Origin of the sequence: Sphingomonas aliaeris (assembly GCF_016743815.1) — a bacterium.
Taxonomy (GTDB): Bacteria; Pseudomonadota; Alphaproteobacteria; order Sphingomonadales; family Sphingomonadaceae; genus Sphingomonas; species Sphingomonas aliaeris.
This window is the reverse complement of sequence record NZ_CP061035.1, coordinates 757,427-775,955: the sequence shown is the minus strand read 5'-3', so window position 1 is coordinate 775,955 and position 18,529 is coordinate 757,427. Positions and strand designations below refer to the sequence as shown.

General features: G+C 65.6%; 16 protein-coding genes and 2 pseudogenes. 11 read left to right on the top strand and 7 right to left on the bottom strand.

Annotated elements, in window-relative coordinates:
- Positions 1-48 precede the first annotated feature (48 nt).
- The 8 genes and pseudogenes from H5J25_RS03345 to H5J25_RS03310 all read left to right on the top strand — a co-directional run bounded on the left by H5J25_RS03345 (position 49) and on the right by H5J25_RS03310 (position 8,182).
- A pseudogene (locus H5J25_RS03345) lies at positions 49-2,531 on the top strand (circularly permuted type 2 ATP-grasp protein).
- The gene (locus tag H5J25_RS03340) at positions 2,528-3,418 is read left to right on the top strand and encodes a transglutaminase family protein (RefSeq protein ID WP_202094746.1); all 891 of its coding nucleotides are present in this window, start codon (positions 2,528-2,530) and stop codon (positions 3,416-3,418) included. The pseudogene H5J25_RS03345 and the gene H5J25_RS03340 overlap by 4 nt, the downstream one beginning before the upstream one ends.
- Before the next feature lie 105 nt (positions 3,419-3,523).
- The gene (locus H5J25_RS03335; protein WP_202094745.1) at positions 3,524-4,468 is read left to right on the top strand and encodes a DnaJ C-terminal domain-containing protein; all 945 of its coding nucleotides are present in this window, start codon (positions 3,524-3,526) and stop codon (positions 4,466-4,468) included.
- A complete protein-coding gene (locus H5J25_RS03330) occupies positions 4,465-5,430 on the top strand; it encodes a YihY/virulence factor BrkB family protein (RefSeq protein WP_202094744.1) in 966 nt (321 codons plus the stop codon). The genes H5J25_RS03335 and H5J25_RS03330 overlap by 4 nt, the downstream gene beginning before the upstream one ends.
- Positions 5,427-6,230 (top strand): enoyl-ACP reductase FabI, encoded by an 804-nt coding sequence (gene fabI / locus H5J25_RS03325; RefSeq protein ID WP_202094743.1) that lies wholly within the window; start codon positions 5,427-5,429, stop codon positions 6,228-6,230. Before H5J25_RS03330 ends, fabI begins: the two co-directional genes overlap by 4 nt.
- A gap of 19 nt (positions 6,231-6,249) precedes the next feature.
- Positions 6,250-6,663: a hypothetical protein gene (locus H5J25_RS03320; protein ID WP_202094742.1), complete on the top strand. Its 414-nt coding sequence runs from the start codon at positions 6,250-6,252 to the stop codon at positions 6,661-6,663.
- A 33-nt stretch (positions 6,664-6,696) separates the two neighbouring features.
- Positions 6,697-7,764: a chorismate synthase gene (gene aroC, locus H5J25_RS03315; protein ID WP_202094741.1), complete on the top strand. Its 1,068-nt coding sequence runs from the start codon at positions 6,697-6,699 to the stop codon at positions 7,762-7,764.
- Between the two features lie 100 nt (positions 7,765-7,864).
- Entirely contained in the window at positions 7,865-8,182 is a 318-nt protein-coding gene (locus H5J25_RS03310) for a hypothetical protein (protein ID WP_202094740.1), read from the top strand.
- A 240-nt stretch (positions 8,183-8,422) separates the two neighbouring features.
- Here the strand turns inward: H5J25_RS03310 and H5J25_RS03305 are convergent, their stop codons facing one another.
- The 5 genes and pseudogenes from H5J25_RS03305 to H5J25_RS03285 all read right to left on the bottom strand — a co-directional run bounded on the left by H5J25_RS03305 (position 8,423) and on the right by H5J25_RS03285 (position 14,213).
- The gene (locus H5J25_RS03305) at positions 8,423-9,712 is read right to left on the bottom strand and encodes an adenylosuccinate synthase (protein ID WP_202094739.1); all 1,290 of its coding nucleotides are present in this window, start codon (positions 9,710-9,712) and stop codon (positions 8,423-8,425) included.
- A gap of 122 nt (positions 9,713-9,834) precedes the next feature.
- Positions 9,835-10,943, bottom strand: a pseudogene (locus tag H5J25_RS03300) (ATP phosphoribosyltransferase regulatory subunit).
- A 40-nt stretch (positions 10,944-10,983) separates the two neighbouring features.
- Positions 10,984-11,301, bottom strand: coding sequence for a hypothetical protein (locus H5J25_RS03295; RefSeq protein WP_202094738.1), 318 nt, complete (start codon positions 11,299-11,301; stop codon positions 10,984-10,986).
- 58 nt (positions 11,302-11,359) lie between these two features.
- Positions 11,360-12,937: a phosphoglycerate dehydrogenase gene (serA, locus tag H5J25_RS03290; protein WP_202094737.1), complete on the bottom strand. Its 1,578-nt coding sequence runs from the start codon at positions 12,935-12,937 to the stop codon at positions 11,360-11,362.
- Between the two features lie 100 nt (positions 12,938-13,037).
- On the bottom strand, positions 13,038-14,213 hold the full coding sequence (locus tag H5J25_RS03285; protein ID WP_202094736.1) for a phosphoserine transaminase: 1,176 nt from the start codon (positions 14,211-14,213) through the stop codon (positions 13,038-13,040).
- 180 nt (positions 14,214-14,393) lie between these two features.
- Between H5J25_RS03285 and H5J25_RS03280 the strand changes: the two genes are divergently transcribed.
- Together H5J25_RS03280 and H5J25_RS03275 are read left to right on the top strand one after the other, a co-directional pair.
- Positions 14,394-15,047 carry an extensin family protein gene (locus H5J25_RS03280; protein WP_202094735.1) on the top strand — a complete coding sequence of 218 codons (654 nt, stop codon included), beginning with the start codon at positions 14,394-14,396 and terminating at the stop codon, positions 15,045-15,047.
- A 53-nt stretch (positions 15,048-15,100) separates the two neighbouring features.
- A complete protein-coding gene (locus tag H5J25_RS03275; RefSeq protein ID WP_202094733.1) occupies positions 15,101-15,982 on the top strand; it encodes an LOG family protein in 882 nt (293 codons plus the stop codon).
- A gap of 388 nt (positions 15,983-16,370) precedes the next feature.
- Here the strand turns inward: H5J25_RS03275 and H5J25_RS03270 are convergent, their stop codons facing one another.
- The gene (locus H5J25_RS03270) at positions 16,371-17,054 is read right to left on the bottom strand and encodes a c-type cytochrome (RefSeq protein WP_202094732.1); all 684 of its coding nucleotides are present in this window, start codon (positions 17,052-17,054) and stop codon (positions 16,371-16,373) included.
- Between the two features lie 87 nt (positions 17,055-17,141).
- On the opposite strand from H5J25_RS03270, the gene H5J25_RS03265 reads away from it, so the two are divergent.
- Entirely contained in the window at positions 17,142-18,047 is a 906-nt protein-coding gene (locus H5J25_RS03265; RefSeq protein WP_202094730.1) for a prephenate dehydratase, read from the top strand.
- A gap of 4 nt (positions 18,048-18,051) precedes the next feature.
- On the opposite strand, the gene H5J25_RS03260 is transcribed toward H5J25_RS03265, so the two are convergent.
- Positions 18,052-18,483: an RrF2 family transcriptional regulator gene (locus H5J25_RS03260; RefSeq protein WP_202095949.1), complete on the bottom strand. Its 432-nt coding sequence runs from the start codon at positions 18,481-18,483 to the stop codon at positions 18,052-18,054.
- Between the last annotated feature and the right edge of the window lie 46 nt (positions 18,484-18,529).

Here is an 18,529-nt window from a genome sequence, read left to right as displayed (position 1 = left end):
ATTGATCGCAATGCCAGCATCCGAGTGCAACGCCGGGGCGGATCGCCAATGGCGACCGTGACGGCGGTTCCTCCGATCGATGCCGGCCAGCATGCGGAACGCTGGATCGCAGACTATTGCCGGCAGGCGCTGCACGGTGACGTGCTGTGTGCCGCGCCGCAAGACTCGGCTTGGACCGCAGTGTTCGAGGAACTGGCTGCTGTCGCGGGCGACGATCTAGGACATGCCCGCGAACGGGTGCAGCGGCATGCGGAGGATATTGGCACTGGTTTCCGGATCATCGGCGAAAGCGACGAACGCCCCTGGCCCGTCTCCCCCGTCCCGCTGCTGATCGATAGCGACGAATGGGCCGGTATCGCCGCCGGTGTGCGCCAGCGGGCCGAACTGCTCGAGATGCTGCTGGCGGACCTTTACGACTCCGCACGCCATGTCGAAAGCGGGTTGATCCCCGCCGCATTGATCGGGGGCAGCCCCTATTTCCTGCGTCCGATGGTCGGGCTGACTCCACCGGGCGGGCACCACCTTCATTTCATCGCAATCGATCTCGGTCGTGGGCCGACCGGCGAATGGCGCGTTCTGGGCGATCACCTGCGCGCGCCCGCCGGGGCAGGCTATGCGCTGGAAAACCGGCTGGCCGTTTCGCGCACGCTTGGCGGGCTGCAATCCCGGCTAAACGTCGAACGCCACGCGCCTTTTTTCGCAGCGTATCGCGAGGGGCTCGCCGCCGCCTGCCGCCGCGTCGAACCACGTATCGGCCTGCTCACGCCTGGGCGATACAGCGCAAGCTATGCCGAGCAGGCGCATCTCGCGCGCTATCTCGGGCTGCTGCTGGTCGAAGGCGACGATTTGGCGGTGCTGGAAGACCGGCTGTACGTCCGCACGATCGGCGGGCTGAAGCGGATCGACGCGATCTGGCATCGCAGCGACCCACGGATGCTCGACCCGCTGGCGTTCGATTCGCATTCGCGCATCGGCGTGCCGGGGCTGATCGATGCGATGGCCGCGGGCGAAGTCGTGATCTCCAACGCGCCCGGCGCTGGCGTGCTTGAAAGCGCGGCCTTCGGGGCGTTCCTGCCGCGCCTTGCCGCGCGCTTGACCGGTCGCGACCTGCTGATCCCCAACATCGCGACGTGGTGGTGCGGCCAGAATGCAGAGCGCGCACGGGTGATCGAGGATTTCGACGCGCTGCTGATCGGCCCGGCCTTCGGCGTCGCGCCGCTTGGCCTGCCCGAGGGGCGGCCTGTCTACGGTGCCGATCTGTCCGCCGAGGAACGAACCGTGCTGCTTGCCGACATGGTGCGCCGGCCGCAGGATTATGTCGCGCAGGAAATCGTACGCCTCTCGACCATGCCGGTCGTCGCTGACGACACTTTGGTCGCCCGCCCCTTCACGCTCCGGGTCTTCGCCGCGCGCGCGGCGACGGCAACTGGGTCGTGCTTCCCGGAGGCTTCGCGCGGATCGGCGACGACAGTGATCCCCGTGCCAATGTAATGGGCGAGGGCGCATGGTCCGCCGACGTCGTCGTCCACGGCTCGACCACGGTGGAGCCGGTGTCGTTGCTGCCGGCGCCCGATACCGTGCATGTCCGGCGCAATCCCGGCACGTTACCCAGCCGGGTGGCGGATAACGTCTTCTGGCTCGGCCGGTACCTCGAACGCGGCGAGGCACTGCTCGGCGTGATCCGAGTCATGCTGGGCAACTCGATCGATGCGGATGCGGGCGCGGCACTCGGCGCAGCAACAGTGGGGAAACTCGTCGGGCTGGTCGTCAATGCCGGGGCGGCACCGCATCCCGCATCGTTGCGCCGCACCGACCTGACTCAGTTCGCACGCACCGCGATGGAGGCGGAGAGCGAGTGGCAAAGCGTACGCGCGATCAACCGCCATGCGCGCAGCATCGGACAGGGTTCGCGCGACCGCTTGTCGGCCGACGTCATCCGCCTGCTCGACGCGCCGCATCCGATGCGCGGCGGCATGCTCGACCGCGCGGGATCGCTGCAACGCCGCTACGCCGCTCTGTCCGGGCTGTCGGCGGAACATATGAGCCGGACCGCGTCGTGGCGGTTTCACGATCTGGGCCGCCGCATCGAACGCGCGCTGGCCGTCACTCGTGCCGTCTGGGCGTTCGGCATGGCCGGCGCGACCGCAGACGATCTGTCCACCCTGCTCGATCTTGCCGACAGCCAGATCAGCTATCGCCAGCGCTACCTGACCGGGATCGGGCGGGTACCCGTGGTCGACCTGGTTGCACTGGATCCCGGCAATCCCCGCGCGCTTGCGTTCCAGATCGACGCGATATGCGCACATATGAAGGCACTGCCGGTGCTGGGCGATGACGGGATGGACGAGGCGCAACAGGCACAGGCGACCGCCTTGTCCGCAATCGTTTCCACCGCGACCGCCGCCGCGCTCGATGCCGAGATACTGGGGGATATCGAACGCCGCCTGTTCGCGTTGTCGAACGCGATCGCGCGTCGCTATTTCCTGCAAGGCGCGGAACCGCTTCGCGCCGCCGGGATGACGCTCGCATGATCTACGACATCCGCCACGTCACGCGCTTCGACTATGGCAACAACGTCAACTTCGCGCGTTGCAACCTGCGGCTGAAACCGATCCACTGGTCGGGCCAGACGCTGGAGACCTATCGCCTCACCATTTCCCCGTCCGGCCGCACCGCGCCCGCGCGGGCGGAGGCTGGCCTGGCCAACGTCACGCGGCTGGTGATCGACGAACCGGTGCGACATCTCGTGATCGAGAGCGTGTCGCGCATCGTGGTCGATCGGCTGATCCCTATCCCCTCCCCGACCGATCCGACGCTGGCCCAGATCGCGGCTCAGGTGCGTGCCAGCCGCGATCCGTCTCCTGCCGGCCCGGCCTATTACCTGTTTCCGTCCCCGCTGATTCCGCTCGACCGAGATATCGCCGACTGGTGCGCGCAGGATCTGGCGCCCGACCGGCCATGCCTCGAAGCGGCAATGGCGCTCGCCCGCCGGATCCAGGACGAATTCGAATTCGATACCGAGGCGACTTTAGTCGACACGAAGCCGCACGATGCCTTCGTCAAGCGCGGCGGCGTGTGCCAGGATTTCGCGCAGATCATGATCACCGGCCTGCGTGCTGCGGGACTGCCCGCCGCCTATGCATCGGGCTATATCCGCACGATCCCGCCACCCGGCGAGGAACGGCTGGTCGGTGCGGACGCGACGCATGCCTGGGTCCTGTTGTGGTGCGGCGACGCGCTCGGCTGGGTCGGGGTGGATCCCACCAACGGTATCTGGATGGCGGGCGACCATATCGTCATGGCGATCGGCCGCGACTATGCCGAAATCGCGCCGATCGACGGTATCGTTCTGGGATCGAGCGCACAGGACATGGAAGTCAGCGTCGACGTCGCGCCGGTTCCGGAAGCCGTCGCCTGACCCTTGTCGCCGCAAACGCGCTGCTTATCTCTGGCGGCGTGGGGTTTGCACTCGGGGCCCCTATCCCCCAAATAGCCGGCAGCATTCGTAATCCAGAGGAACTCCGTGGCCGATCCCTATAAAACGCTTGGCGTAGAACGCACCGCCAGCGAGGCCGACATCAAGAAGGCGTATCGCAAGCTCGCCAAGGAGCTTCACCCCGATCGCAACAAGGACAACCCCAAGGCGACCGAGCGGTTCAGCCAGGCCACCAACGCCTACGATCTGCTGACCGACAAGGACAAGCGCGCGCGGTTCGATCGCGGAGAGATCGACGGCGACGGGAATCCAGCCGCGCCGTTCGGGTACGGCGGCAGTGGCGGCGGGCCCGCCGGGGGCCAGGGCGGTTTTCAGGGCGGCAACTTCGGTGGCGAAGGCGTCGATGTCAGCGATCTGTTCGAGGGTCTGTTCGGCGGCGCTCAGCGTGGCGGCGGCGGGTTCGCCAGCGGCTTCGGCGGATTCGGCCGGCGCCAGCCGCAGCCCAAGGGCGCGAATATCGGCTACAAGCTGAACGTCTCTTTCACCGACGCCGCGACGCTCGCGCCGCAACGCGTGACGCTGGCGGACGGCAAGACGATCGACATCAAACTGCCCGCCGGCTTCGAAAACGGCATGCAGATGCGCCTGACCGGCAAGGGCCAGCCCGGCCCGGGCGGAAACGGCGACGGCATGGTGACGATCACCGTCCAGCCGCACCGCTTCTTCACCCGCGATGGCGACGACGTGCGCCTCGACCTGCCGATCACCCTGTCCGAAGCCGTGCTCGGGGCACCGGTCCGCGTCCCCACCGTCGAAGGGGCCGTGATGCTGACCGTTCCGGCAGGATCGACCTCGGGCAAGACTCTTCGGCTCCGCGGACGTGGATTCCATCGCAAGGACGGCACGCGCGGCGACCAGCTGGTGACCTTGATGGTCGATCTGCCTGCCAAGGATGCGGCACTGACGGAATTCGTGCAGGGATGGGACAATAAGGGGAACCCGCGCAGCAATCTGGGCGTCTCAATCGTGTGAGTTATTTTTCCCCCTCCTCGCCCGAACAACGCGCCATCAACGGGGAGGCGGGCCTCGATCCCGAGGAAGCCCCACCGGCCGCAAAGCCCTTCGCTTATGCGTGGCGCACGTTCAAACGCGTCGCGATCGGCGTCTATACCGACGGCTTCACCTATGCCGGCAACCTCGCCTATCTTACGCTGATGACGGTCTTCCCGTTCTTCATCGTCGCCGCCGCCGTTCTGTCGCTGTTCGGACAGAGCGCCGAGACGCAGCGGGCGGTATCGTCCTTCCTCCACGTCCTGCCGCCAGACGTCAGCGACCTGCTGCGCAAGCCGATCGCGGATGTGCTGAAGGCGCGGACGGGGTCCCTGCTATGGCTCGGCGCGCTCGTCGGGCTGTGGACCGTCGGCAGCTTCGTGGAGACGATCCGCGACATATTTCGCAAAGCGTATGGCACGCACAGTTCCTCGCCGATCTGGCGCGCGCGGTTGGGGCTCAGTCTGGCGATCGTCGCTTCGGTGATCCTCGCCCTGTTGTCGTTCCTCGTGCAGGGCCTGTTGCTGGCGGCGGAACAGTTCATCTACCGTCTGGTCCCCTTCGCCGAAAACGCCGCGAGCTGGATCGGGCTGTCACGCGTAATCCCCGGACTCGTCATGTTCGGTGCGCTGTACATGCTGTTCTATTCGGTCACACCGTCGAAATATCGCTACAGTAAATGCCCCAAATGGCCTGGCGCATTATTTACCGCGGGGTGGTGGGTCAGCATGACCGCATTGCTGCCGATCGTACTGGCGCAACTCGGCGGCTACGACATGACATATGGCAGCTTGGCAGGTGTCGTCGTCATGTTGCTGTTTTTCTATCTGATCGGTCTCGGTCTCGTTTTTGGAGCCCATTTGAACGCGGCACTGGCGGAACCCCCCGAACCGAGCGTAAAGGATTCCGCTACTGGCGCGACTTTGGAGGCGGCGACGGCGTGAACGGGTTAATGCAGGGCAAGCGCGGGCTTATTATGGGCCTAGCCAACGACAAGTCGCTCGCATGGGGTATCGCACAGAAGCTCGCCGAACATGGCGCGGAACTGGCGTTCAGCTTCCAGGGGGAAGCGCTCGAAAAGCGCGTACGCCCGCTCGCGGCGCAATTGGGCCAGGACTTCCTGATCCCGTGTGACGTATCCGACATGGCGGACCTCGACGCGTGTTTCGCGACCTTGGCGGAGCGTTGGCCGACGATCGATTTCGTCGTCCACGCAATCGGCTTTTCCGATAAGAACGAATTGCGCGGCGGTTACGTCGATACCAGCCTCGACAACTTCCTGATGACGATGAACATCAGCGTCTATTCGTTTGTTGCGGTGGCGCAGCGTGCGCAGAAGATGATGAAAAAGAGTGGGTCGCTCCTGACGCTAAGTTATTACGGCGCCGAGAAAGTCATTCCACACTATAACGTCATGGGCGTCGCCAAAGCTGCGCTGGAAACCAGCGTTCAGTACCTTGCGGTGGATCTGGGACGCGAGAACATCCGCGTCAACGCGATCTCCGCCGGCCCGATCAAGACGCTGGCGGCAAGCGGCATCGGCGACTTCCGCCTGATCCTGAAATGGAACGAGCTGAATTCGCCGCTGAAGCGCAACGTGACGATCGAGGATGTCGGCGGTGCCGGCCTGTACCTGCTCAGCGACCTGGCGAGCGGCGTGACGGGCGAGACGCATCACGTCGATGCCGGGTACAACGTCATCGGCATGAAGGCGGAAGACGCGCCGGATATCGCGCTGGTCTGATTGCGAGCGTCGCCGGACGATGAAGAGCCTGCTGGACAAACTGGGCTTCAAGCCCGGCATGACCGGCTGGGTTCGGAACCGTCCCGCAGCGTTCGACGAGACACTGAACCTGCCGGATACGATACCGGATGGCCCCGCCGACCTGATCCTGAGCTTCGTCACCGGGCAGGACGAAATCGCGGCGGCACTGGACGGTGCGATGCCATATTACGCCCGCGGCGGGCGTTTGTGGTTCGCCTATCCGAAGAAGAGCGGATCCGTTCCGTCGGACATCACCCGCGATCATGGCTGGACTGCACTTGCCGATGCGGGCCTGCTCGCCGTGACGCAGATCGCGCTGGACGATGACTGGTCCGCGCTGCGCTTTCGGTATCGCGACGAGATCGCCCGGCTGACGCGCAAGGGCGAAGCGGGCCAATCGCAAGCGGCATAGCGTACGGGCCATCCAGCCGCTACAGCGGCGCGCATGAGCTACAACACCTTCGGCCGCGTGTTCCGTTTCACCACCTGGGGCGAAAGCCACGGGCCGGCCCTGGGCGCGGTCGTGGACGGATGCCCGCCCGGACTGTCGCTGACCGAAAAGGATATCCAGCCCTTCCTCGACCAGCGCCGCCCGGGCACCTCGCGCTTCACCACGCAGCGGCAGGAACCCGATCAGGTCCGCATCCTGTCCGGCACGTTCGAGGGCCGCACGACGGGCACGCCGATCAGCCTGATGATCGAGAATGTCGATCAACGATCGAAGGACTATTCCGAGGTCGCGGTCGCGTATCGCCCCGGCCATGCCGACTATGCCTATGATGCGAAATACGGCTTTCGCGACTATCGCGGCGGCGGCCGTTCCTCCGCGCGCGAGACGGCGGCGCGGGTCGCGGCGGGCGCGGTGGCGCGCCTCGTCATTCCACAGGTTCGGATAACCGCCTGGGTCGAGGCGATCGGCGGCGATGCGATCGATCCCGCCAATTTCGATGCCGAGCAGATCGGCAGGAACCCGTTCTTCTGCCCCGATGCCGCCGCCGCCGCGCGCTGGGAAGTGATGATCGACGCCGCCCGCAAATCCGGATCTTCGCTCGGCGCGGTGATCGCATGCGAGGCGACCGGCGTCCCCGCCGGATGGGGCGCACCGTTATATGCAAAGCTGGACAGCGAACTCGCCGCCGCCTGCATGAGCATCAATGCGGTCAAGGGCGTCGAGATCGGCGACGGTTTCGCGGTGGCGACGCTGCGCGGCGAAGATAATGCCGACGCGATGCGCCCCGGTGCGGATGGCCCCGAATTCCTCGCCAATCACGCCGGCGGAATCGCCGGCGGCATATCCACGGGCCAGCCGGTCAAAGTACGCGTCGCGTTCAAGCCGACCAGTTCTATCCTGACGCCCGTACCGACGATCACGCGCGACGGCGATGCGACGGAGATCATGACCAAGGGACGGCACGATCCCTGTGTCGGCATCCGCGGCGCGCCCGTGGTCGAAGCCATGATGGCATTGGTGCTGGCCGACCAAGCGTTGCTGCACCGCGCCCAATGCGGATAGGCATCGGCCAGTGGTTCGATTCCAGAGTTAAAGAGAGCGTCGTTTTCCGGATCGGCGCGTTTTTACTCCGACCCCAAATGGATCGGGAAAGGAGAAGACGATGCGTACTCTCATCATCGGAATTGCAGCACTTGGTTTGTCCGGCGCGGCATTTGCCCAGACCGCCCCACAGACTGCACCGGTAACGCCGGGCACCAACACAAGTCCTACGGCGCCTGTGCCGAACAGCCCGTCGGATACGCCGACGACGACGGATATGAGCACGGTGGATCCGAGCGCACCGACGACATCGACCGCGCCCACGACGACCGCACCGGCGCCGACCGAGTCCACCACGGTGGATCAGGCAAGCCCGACGACCGATCCGGCAACCACCACGAGTGAGACGCCGAAGAAGTCGAAGAAGAAGCCGAGATAAACTTCTAACGAACGAGTATCGTCGGCCGGCCGCGTCCCGAAAGGGGCGCGGCCGGTGTCGTTTCGGGGACTGGGTAACTGCGTCAGTCGATCATCACGGCGCTTCTGGACGATACCAGTTCTCACCGACCGTTAGTCGCGAGCTTGTCGAAGGGCGAGTCCGTCTGGACAGGTGCTTCAACAGACTCGGCACGAACGGGGTGGGTATTCGCGGGGCCCCGCCCCGTTCGTCTCGCGTAAATCAGTCCGCGAAGGGGTCGCGGACCAGGATCGTGTCCTCACGCTCCGGACTGGTGGACACCAGGGCAACCGGGCATTGAATCAATTCCTCGATCCGCCGGATATACTTGATCGCCTGACCCGGCAGATCGGCCCAGCTGCGCGCACCCGCGGTCGATTCGCTCCAGCCGGGCATCGTCTCATACACCGGCACCACCTGCGCCTGATCGGCGGCATGCGACGGAAAATAGTCCAGCGTCTCGCCGTTCAACGTATAGCCAGTGCAGATCTTCACCTCGTCGAACCCGTCGAGCACGTCGATCTTGGTCAGTGCGATGCCGGTGATGCCGCCGACCGCAGCCGATTGCCGGACCAGCACCGCATCGAACCAGCCGCATCGCCGCTTGCGCCCGGTAACAGTACCGAATTCATGTCCGCGCACCCCCAACCGCTCGCCGGTCTCGTCCTCCAACTCGGTCGGGAAGGGACCGGAGCCGACGCGCGTCGTATAGGCCTTGGCGATCCCGAGAACGAAGCCGACTGCGCTCGGCCCGAGGCCGGAACCACCCGCCGCGGTGCCGGAGATGGTGTTAGACGACGTGACGAACGGATAAGTCCCGTGATCCACGTCCAGCAGCACGCCCTGCGCGCCTTCGAACAGGATACGCCGTCCACGCGCACGCAACGCGTTCAGGTCGCGCCACACGGGCTTGGCGAATTGCAGGACGAAGCCGGCGATTTCGCGCAATTCGGCGAGCAAGGCATCCCGGTCGATCGGTGGTTCGCCAAAGCCCGCGCGCAACGCATCGTGATGCGCGGTCAACCGGTCGAACTGCGGCCCGAGCGCGTCGAGATGCGCCAGATCGCACACCCGGATCGCACGCCGCCCGACCTTGTCCTCATAGGCCGGGCCGATGCCCCGCCGCGTCGTGCCGATCTTGCCCGCGCCGCTGGCGTCTTCCCTCAGCGAATCGAGATCGCGGTGGAACGGCAGGATCAGCGCGCAATTGTCGGCGATCATCAGCGTATCTGGGCTGATCGCGACGCCCTGCCCGGCCAGCTTCTCGATCTCGGCCTTCAGGGCCCAGGGGTCGAGCACGACGCCGTTGCCAATGACGGACGGCGTGCCGCGCACGATGCCCGACGGCAGCAGCGAGAGTTTGTAGACCTTCTCGCCCACGACCAAGGTGTGGCCGGCATTATGCCCACCCTGAAAGCGGACGACGACGTCGGCGCGCTCGGCGAGCCAGTCGACGATCTTGCCCTTGCCCTCGTCGCCCCACTGGGCCCCGATCACTGCTACGTTTGCCATGAATACAGCTCTCCGCCTGCCGGACAACTCCACGCACCCTTCGACAGGGCTCGGCGCGCGGAGGATCTAGAAACTGCGCGTGCGCCCCTGCCGGGGTAGCACGCACCTGTCAACCGCGAAGGTCAACCCGCCAGCGGGCGCGCCTCGTCGCCCGCCAGCACATGCGTGCATAATTGCGCCTCCGGTGTGTCACCCGGTTCGAGTGCCGCGACCGTGACCCAACCTTCGGCGCGCATCTGTGCCGCGAGCGCGGCATCGGTGCCGACGGGCACGAACAGCCGCCGCCTCTCCGTCGCACCCAGCCCTGCGGCAACGATGCCGTCCGCGAACAGCGAAAAGCCGACCGCCGCCTCTTCCGCGCCGCTTTCGTGAACGATCGTATAGCTGCCGCCGCGCCCAATCTCTCCGCGAACGCCGTCGGCGAAGATCGAGAAGCCGAGCCAGCTCTGATATTCGAACCCATGCCGCTCGGTAGGATCGAGCGTCAGCGCGACGCGCCCCTTCAGGCTCGCGGCGATCGCCCACAACCCGTCGAGCCGGCTGGTCAGTGCGCCCCCCGCATCGAACGCGCACAGCCTGTGGTGCGCGGCCTCGAACGGCCCCGCCGCCTCGATCAGCGGCAGATATTCGGGAGCGATGGCGGCAACACCGCCCGCATCCTTGGCATCCAGCCGGTCGCGCAGCGTGTCGATCGTCCCGGCCGGAACCGGGAACGGCCCGGCGGCGAGGATATCGACCAGATCGGGCAAGGTGAAATCGATCGACACTCCCTGCACGCCCGCGGCGGCCAGCGCCTCCACCGCGACCTGTGCGATCTCGACCGCAGCCGGAACGGTATCCAGCCCGATCAACTCGCAGCCGATCTGACGCAATTCGCGCTCCGGGCTCAATTGCGATGCCCGCAGCTTCAGGATCGGCCCGGCATAGGACAGGCGCACGGGGCGCGGGTGGTGTCCCATGCGGGTCGCCGCGATGCGGCCGATCTGCGCAGTGATGTCGGGTCGGACGGCGAGCGTCGCCTGGCTTACCGGATCGACGAAGCGCACCGAATCCTGCGCCCGGGCCAATTTCAGCCGCCCCGCCAGCCCAGCTTCGAACTCGGCCAGCGCCGGATCGGCGCGTTCATAGCCATGTGCATAGGCGGCACCCAGCACCGCCGCCTCCAGCCTCGCGGCGGCATCGGCATAGGGGGAAGGCGGTCGCGGAAACCCTCGGGCAGTAAAGCAGTCATGCGCGGCTGATAACGCGGGGTGCGGCGGGGGCAAGCCCGATCACAGCAATCCGCCCCGTGCCATGCCGAACAGGACGCACGGCCAGATCAACGTCCCCGCAATATCCTGCAGCGTATCCGCGATCATCCACGATCCGTTGCGCAGCCGGTCGAGTATCTCGTTGATGCATTCGGCGGCGATGACGATCAGCAACGGCCAGAGCGCACCCGCGTCACCCGCGACGATCACGCAGGCCAGCCAGATCGCCATGCCAAGGTGCGCGTGAAGTGCCGCATGATCCAGCTTCAGCGTATGCGCCAGCCACAGCTTCACGCGGTTGTGGAGCGTCGTCTGCTCTTCGGTCTGACGCTCGGGCATATCTTGGAAACTCAATATGCGGCGGACCGGGGCCATCGCGACCCCGGCCCGACCGGACCTAAAAGCTGAGGCCCATCGCGGTCCGCACGCCGGACAGCGTCCGAACTTTGGCGAGCAGGTCCTGCGTCACCGGCTCGTCGACCGACAGCAACAGGATCGCCTCGCCCCCGGCGGAGCGGCGACCGAGATGGAACGTGCCGATATTGACCCCGGCCTCGCCCAGCAACGATCCCAGACGCCCGATGAAACCGGGTGCGTCCTCGTTGACGACATACAGCATATGGCCGGCCAGATCGGCCTCCACCTTGATGCCGAACAGTTCGACCAGGCGCGGCGCCTGATCGCCGAACAAGGTGCCCGCGACCGAACGGTCACCCGCCTCGGTCTTCACCGTGACGCGCAGCAGCGTGTGGTAATCGCCTTCGCGGTCATGCCGCACTTCGCGCACGTCGATGCCGCGTTCCTTCGCCAGGAACGGCGCGTTGACCATGTTCACCGTGTCGGTGTGCACGCGCATCAGCCCGGCGAGCACTGCCGACGTGATCGGCTTCTGGTTGAGCGATGCCGCCGCACCCTCGACCTCGATCGCTATCCCGGACAGGCCGCCATGCGCCAGTTGACCGATCAGCGAACCCAGCTTCTCCGCCAGCGCCATGTACGGCTTCAGCTTCGGAGCTTCCTCCGCCGACAGCGACGGCACGTTCAGCGCGTTCGTGACGCCGCCCGACATCAGGTAATCGGCCATCTGCTCGGCGACCTGAATAGCGACATTGACCTGCGCTTCATTGGTCGACGCACCCAGATGCGGGGTGGAAACGAAGTTCGGCGTACCGAACAGGGGCGATTCCTTCGCCGGTTCCTGCACGAACACGTCCAGCGCCGCGCCGCCGATATGGCCGGAGTCGAGCCCCGCCTTCAACGCCGCCTCGTCGATCAGGCCACCGCGCGCGCAATTGATGATGCGGACGCCCGGCTTGGTCTTGGCCAGCGCCTCGGCCGACAGGATGTTGCGGGTCTGGTCGGTCAGCGGCGTGTGCAGCGTTATAAAGTCGGCGCGGGCGAGCAATTCGTCCAGCGTGACCTTCTCGACGCCCATCTCGATGGCGCGTTCCGGCGTCAGGAACGGATCGAACGCGACGACCTTCATGCGCAGGCCAAGCGCGCGATCGGCCACGATCGACCCGATATTGCCCGCACCGATCAGCCCTAGCGTCTTGCTGGTCAGCTCGACGCCCATGAAGCGGTTCTTTTCCCACTTGCCGGCCTGCGTGCTGGCGTCCGCCTCGGGAAGCTGGCGGGCGAGCGCGAACATCAACGCGATGGCGTGTTCCGCGGTGGTGATCGAATTGCCGAACGGGGTGTTCATCACGACGACGCCCTGCGCGGATGCGGCGGGGATATCGACATTGTCGACACCGATCCCGGCGCGACCGATCACCTTCAGCTTGGTCGCGGCGGCGAGGATCGCCTTGGTCACCTTGGTCGAACTGCGGATCGCGAGGCCGTCATAATCGCCGATGATCGCGATCACCTCTTCCGGCGTCTTGCCCGTGATCTCGTCCACCTCGACGCCGCGCTCGCGAAAGATCTGCGCGGCCTTGGGGTCCATCTGGTCGCTGATAAGTACTTTTGGCATGGGATTTCCTTCGAACGGCCGTCATCCCCGCGCAGGCGGGGATCCATAATCGCTGACGGCATTGGGTATGGATCCCCGCCTGCGCGGGGATGACAGGGAATTAAGCGGCGACCTGCGCCTTGACGGTGGCGTAAGCCCAGTCGAGCCAAGGCCCCAGCGCTTCGATATCGGCCGTATCGACGGTCGCGCCGCACCAGATACGCAGACCCGCCGGCGCATCGCGATATCCCGCGATGTCATACGCCGCGTCCGCATTTTCGAGCAGAGCCGCAAACGCCTTGATGAACGCCTCGTCCGCGCCCTCGACCGTCAGGCACACGCTGGTCTTCGAGCGCGACGCCTCGTCCGCCGCCAGATGGCCCAGCCAGTCGCGATCCGCGACGATCTTGCCCAAAGCCGCCGCATTGGCGTCGCTGCGTGCGATAAGCCCGTCCGCCCCACCGACCGACTTCGCCCATTCGAGCGCGAGGATCGCATCCTCGACCGCCAGCATCGACGGGGTGTTGATCGTCTCGCCCTTGAACACGCCTTCGGTCAGCTTGCCCTTGGAGACGAGGCGGAACACCTTCGGCAACGGCCAGGCGGGGGTATAGCTTTCCAGCCGCTCGACCGCGCGCGGGCCGAGGATCAGCACGCCGTGACCACCTTCGCCGCCCAGCACCTTCTGCCAACTGAACGTCGCGACATCGATCTTCGCCCAGTCGATGTCATAGGCGAACACGCCCGACGTCGCGTCGGCAAAGCTCAGCCCCTCGCGGTCGGCCGGGATCCAGTCGGCATTCGGCACGCGCACGCCCGATGTCGTCCCGTTCCAGGTGAACAGCACGTCGTTCGACCAGTCGACCGTCGCCAGATCGGGCAACTGCCCGTAATCGGCGCGGATCACCGTCGGATCGATCTTCAGCTGCTTTACCGCGTCCGTCACCCAGCCTTCGCCGAAGCTTTCCCAGGCGAGCGTCGTGACGGGCTTCGCGCCCAGCATCGTCCACATCGCCATTTCGAACGCACCCGTATCCGATCCCGGAACGATGCCGATGCGGTGCGTGTCCGGCAGCTTCAACAGCTCGCGCATCAGGTCGATGGCATATTGCAGCCGCGTCTTACCCAGCTTCGAACGATGCGAGCGGCCGAGGACAGCGGTATCGAGTTTTTCAGGGGACCAGCCGGGCGGCTTCGCGCACGGGCCGGAAGAAAAGTACGGACGCGCCGGTTTCATCGCCGGCTGTTCATTTTGCGCAGCAAAAGGCTGCGCGGGGACGGCAGGTAAGTCAGTCATGTAGTCTCTCCTCACAGAGAGCACGCGCGGCGTTGGGACCGCGTGGCCCGTCGCCGCCTCTAGAGACGTGGGATGATCTGTCAACCACGCGATCTTTTCGGCACGCGGGTGCTGCGCTCCGTCGCACGCCGGCTGTTGGAGGCTGTTCCACGGTGAGCCGTTGATGTTTAGACGGATCGGGTGAAGCGTTCGCCCCTCTTGCTCGCCCTCCTGCTGTCCGCGTGCGGCGGTGGAGACAATCGGCCCCCGCCGCGGCCGGCGGGGTCGCGGCCTGTCACGCTCAATATCCCGACATCCAGCGAGACCAAGGCGTGCTTCGCCGATCTTTCACGCATCGGCGTGCGCTATTCGCCGTTGCCGGATCGCGATTTCGGCGGCGGGTGCCAGGTGATCGGCGCGGTCCAGTTGATCGATGTCGGCCTGCCCGTGTCCGGGATCAAGAGCATGCGGTGCGGGCTGGCACGTGCGTTCATCGGCTGGGCGAGAAGCGGCGTCGCGCCCGCCGCGCGGCAGATCCTGGGCAGCGACGTCGTGCGGATCGAGACGATGGGCACCTATGCCTGCCGCAACGTGGTCGGCAGCAGCGCGACGCCGCGCCTGTCGGGCCACGGCACCGCCAATGCGGTCGACATATCCGGCTTCGTGCTGGCTGACGGGCGCCGCGTGACGATCCAGCAGGACTGGCGCTCGGTCGATCCGGCGGTCAACCTGTTCCTGCGCACGATCCGCGCCTCGGCCTGCAAGCGCTTCGGCACGGTGCTGAGCCCGGATTACAACGCGGCGCACTACAATCACCTCCATTTCGAGGACGACCGGGCCAATTTCTGCCGCTGATGCCGGTCGGGGACGGGCTTCAAACCGAAACCGTTTTGCTCTAGGCGCGGATGATGACCGATACACATGTTCCATCGCGGGTATTCCCGCGCGCCCGCCAGGATGCCGAGACCGCCAATGCCGGCGTCAGCACCCCGCAGACCGAAAACCCCAGCTTCCGGCTCGCCTTTCAGGACATGGATTTCCTGTTGCGCGAAGACCTTCGCCCGGTGCGCTTCCAGCTTGAACTGCTGAAGCCCGAACTGATCCTGAAAGAGGCGAACATCGCCTCGACCTTCGTCTTCTACGGCTCCGCCCGCATTCCCGAACCATCCAAGGCACAGGCGATGCTCGACTTCGCCCGGGCGGCGGAAGGCGATAACGAACAGGGTATCCGGATCGCCGAGAGCCTGGTCGCCAAGTCCAGATATTACGACGTGGCACGCGAACTCGCGGGCAAGGTCAGCCAGTTCCCGCTCGACGAGGAAGGCAAAAGACAGTTCGTCGTCTGCTCGGGCGGCGGACCGTCGATCATGGAGGCAGCGAACCGCGGCGCAGCGGATCAGGGTCAGGAGTCGATCGGCCTGAACATCGTCCTGCCGCACGAACAGGCGCCCAACCCCTATGTCACGCCGCATCTGTCGATGCAGTTCCACTATTTCGCGCTGCGCAAGATGCACTTCCTGCTCCACGCCCGCGCGCTTGCCGCGTTCCCGGGCGGGTTCGGTACGTTCGACGAACTGTTCGAACTGCTGACGCTGATCCAGACCGGCAAGATCAAGCCGATCCCCGTCCTGCTGTTCGGCAAGGACTTCTGGAACCGCGTCGTCAATTTCGAAGCCTTGGTCGAAGAAGGCGTCATCTCGCCGCGCGACCTGAGCCTGTTCACGATGGTCGAGACGGCGAACGAGGCATGGGAGGTCGTTCAGGACTTCTACCGGGAGCCGGTGGTCTGAGGGACGGGTAAGGCCGGGGGGCGCGTCGTTGTTGCGGGTCGATATCGAGGTAGCCACCTCGGCCCCCTCCCCGCTCATTTCGATCGGTGGCCGACCGCTCCCGTTCGTTTCGAGCGTAGTCGAGAAACCGGCGTCACGGACCGTCGAAAGGGTTTCTCGACTACGCTCGAAACGAACGAACGGGGCCTACGTCATCGTGCAAGACGAACGGTGAAACTCCTACCGCGGCCTGAACCCTCCGTTCGTCCTGAGCTTGTCGAAGGGCGGGCAAAGCAGGACAGGTGCTTCGACAAGCTCGGCACGAACGGCTAGTATATGCTCGTCACGCGCCGCCGCGATCTCAGATCGATGAGACCAAGCGTCGATCACCACGCACGATTAGCAAAGCTTACTTTGCGTCTTCCTTCGCGCCGCGAACCTTCGCTGCCGGATCGATGGAAGGTGCGCCGGTCGCGGGCGCGGCCTTGTTGCTCAAATCTTCGGTGGTCGGTTCGGCCTTGCCGCCCGGATCGGCCGGGGCGCCTGCGGGTGCCGCTGCGCCCGCCGCAGGAGCGGCCGGCATCGGCAGATCCGACCCCATCGAGTTGATATAGGCGATCACGTTCGCGCGGTCCTGGCCGTTGCCGATACCGGCGAAGGTCATCTTGGTGCCGGGCGCGAACTTGCGCGGGCTGGTCAGCCAGGCGCTCATGTTATCGAAGTCCCACTTGCCGCCCTTCGACTTCAGCGCGTCGGAGAAGGCGAATCCACCCTTGCCCTCGGCAACGCCCTCACCGAGCGTGGCGTAGAGATTCGGGCCGATGCCGTTGGCGCCGCCCTGGTTGATCGTGTGGCACGCGGCGCACTTCTTGAACACTTCGGCGCCCTTGGCGACGTCGGCCGTGGCGAGCAACGTGGCGATCGGCACTTCGGCCGCGCCGGCGTCTCCGCCCTCTTCCGCTGCCTCGATCGGGAAGCCGAATTTCTCGGGAGCTTCGGAGTGAAACACCATGCCGCCGGCGATCGACAAGCCCAGTGCCGCGCCGCATGCCGCCAGCACCCAGCCCGCGATCGTGTTCGTCCGATTGTCCATGTCAGCCCCGTGCCTGTTCCGCGTAAGTGCGCTTCCTTTAGATTCGCGTTGCCCACACCGCAAGCGGCGCTTAAGCGCGGCGGCCACATGGAGAATTTTGCCGCCCCCGCCCGCCCGATCGTGGACCGGATGACCGCCGCCGCCGCTGCGGACCCCACGCGCGCCGTCGCTTTTCAGGGCGCACCCGGCGCAAACAGCCATGTCGCGGCGGTCGAGGCCTTTCCGAACGGCCTGCCCCTGCCCTGTTTCGATTTTGCCGACGCGATCGATGCGGTGCGCGAAGGACGTGCGGATTGTGCCATCATTCCCATCGAGAATTCGCTGCACGGCCGCGTCGCGGACATGCATTTCCTGCTTCCCGAATCGGGTCTGGTGATCACCGGGGAGCATTTCCTCGGCATCAAGCATGCGCTGATGGGGCTTGGATCGCGCGACGAAGTCCGGCAGGCGATGAGTCATCCGCAGGCACTGGGACAATGCCGCCACTGGCTGCGCGAGCACAACATCACGCCGATCAACTATCCGGACACCGCCGGGGCCGCGGCGATGGTTGCGGAACAGGGCGATCCCGCGGTCGCCGCGCTCGCGCCGCCGGGCGCCGCCGCCATCTATGGCCTGAACCTGCTGGCGAATGGCATTGCCGATGCCGAACACAATATGACGCGCTTCGTCGTGCTTGCGCGCGTAGGGCATGCGGCACCGGAAAACCCGATCGGCGAGAACGCGCCGTACATGACGACGTTGATGTTCGAGGTGAAGAACATCCCCGCCGCCTTGTACAAGGCGATGGGCGGGTTCGCGACGAACGGGGTCAACATGACCAAGCTGGAAAGCTATCAGCGTGGCGGGACGTTCGCGGCGACGGAATTCTTTGCGGATGTCGAGGGCAAGCCGGGCGATCCCGGACTGGACCGCGCGCTGGAGGAACTACGCTTCCAGACCAAGTGGCTGCGGCTTCTCGGCACGTACCGTCAGGCGCGGAAGCGAGGCTGACCCCTTACGCGGCGACCAGTTCGTCCAGCCCGGCATCGGCCAGGCTGGTACCGTCGAGAATACGCGCCGTCTCGTCCCGAACGCGCATCATCGCATGCCGAATCGCGCAGGTCGCCTCGTCCTTGCAGTCGTTGCACGAGCGGTAGGCGGTCCGGCTGACGCAGGGCACCAGCGCCAACGGCCCTTCGATCACGCGGATGATTTCCCCGAGCGAGATCAGATGCGTCGGCCGGGTAAGGCAATAGCCGCCCATCTTGCCGCGATGACTGTGCAGGAAGCCGGCTTCGCGAAGATCCGCGAGAATTAGTTCCAGGAACTTGCGCGGGACGTTCGCCTCCGCGGCGATGCGGTTCATCGGGATCGGCGGGCCACCGGGCTTCGCCCCGGCAAGGAAGAGCATGGCGCGCAAGGCATATCTGGAACGCTGGGTAAGCATGATATCCTGTCCCATGAACCGGATTTGTGGCGAGTAAAAGGCGTTA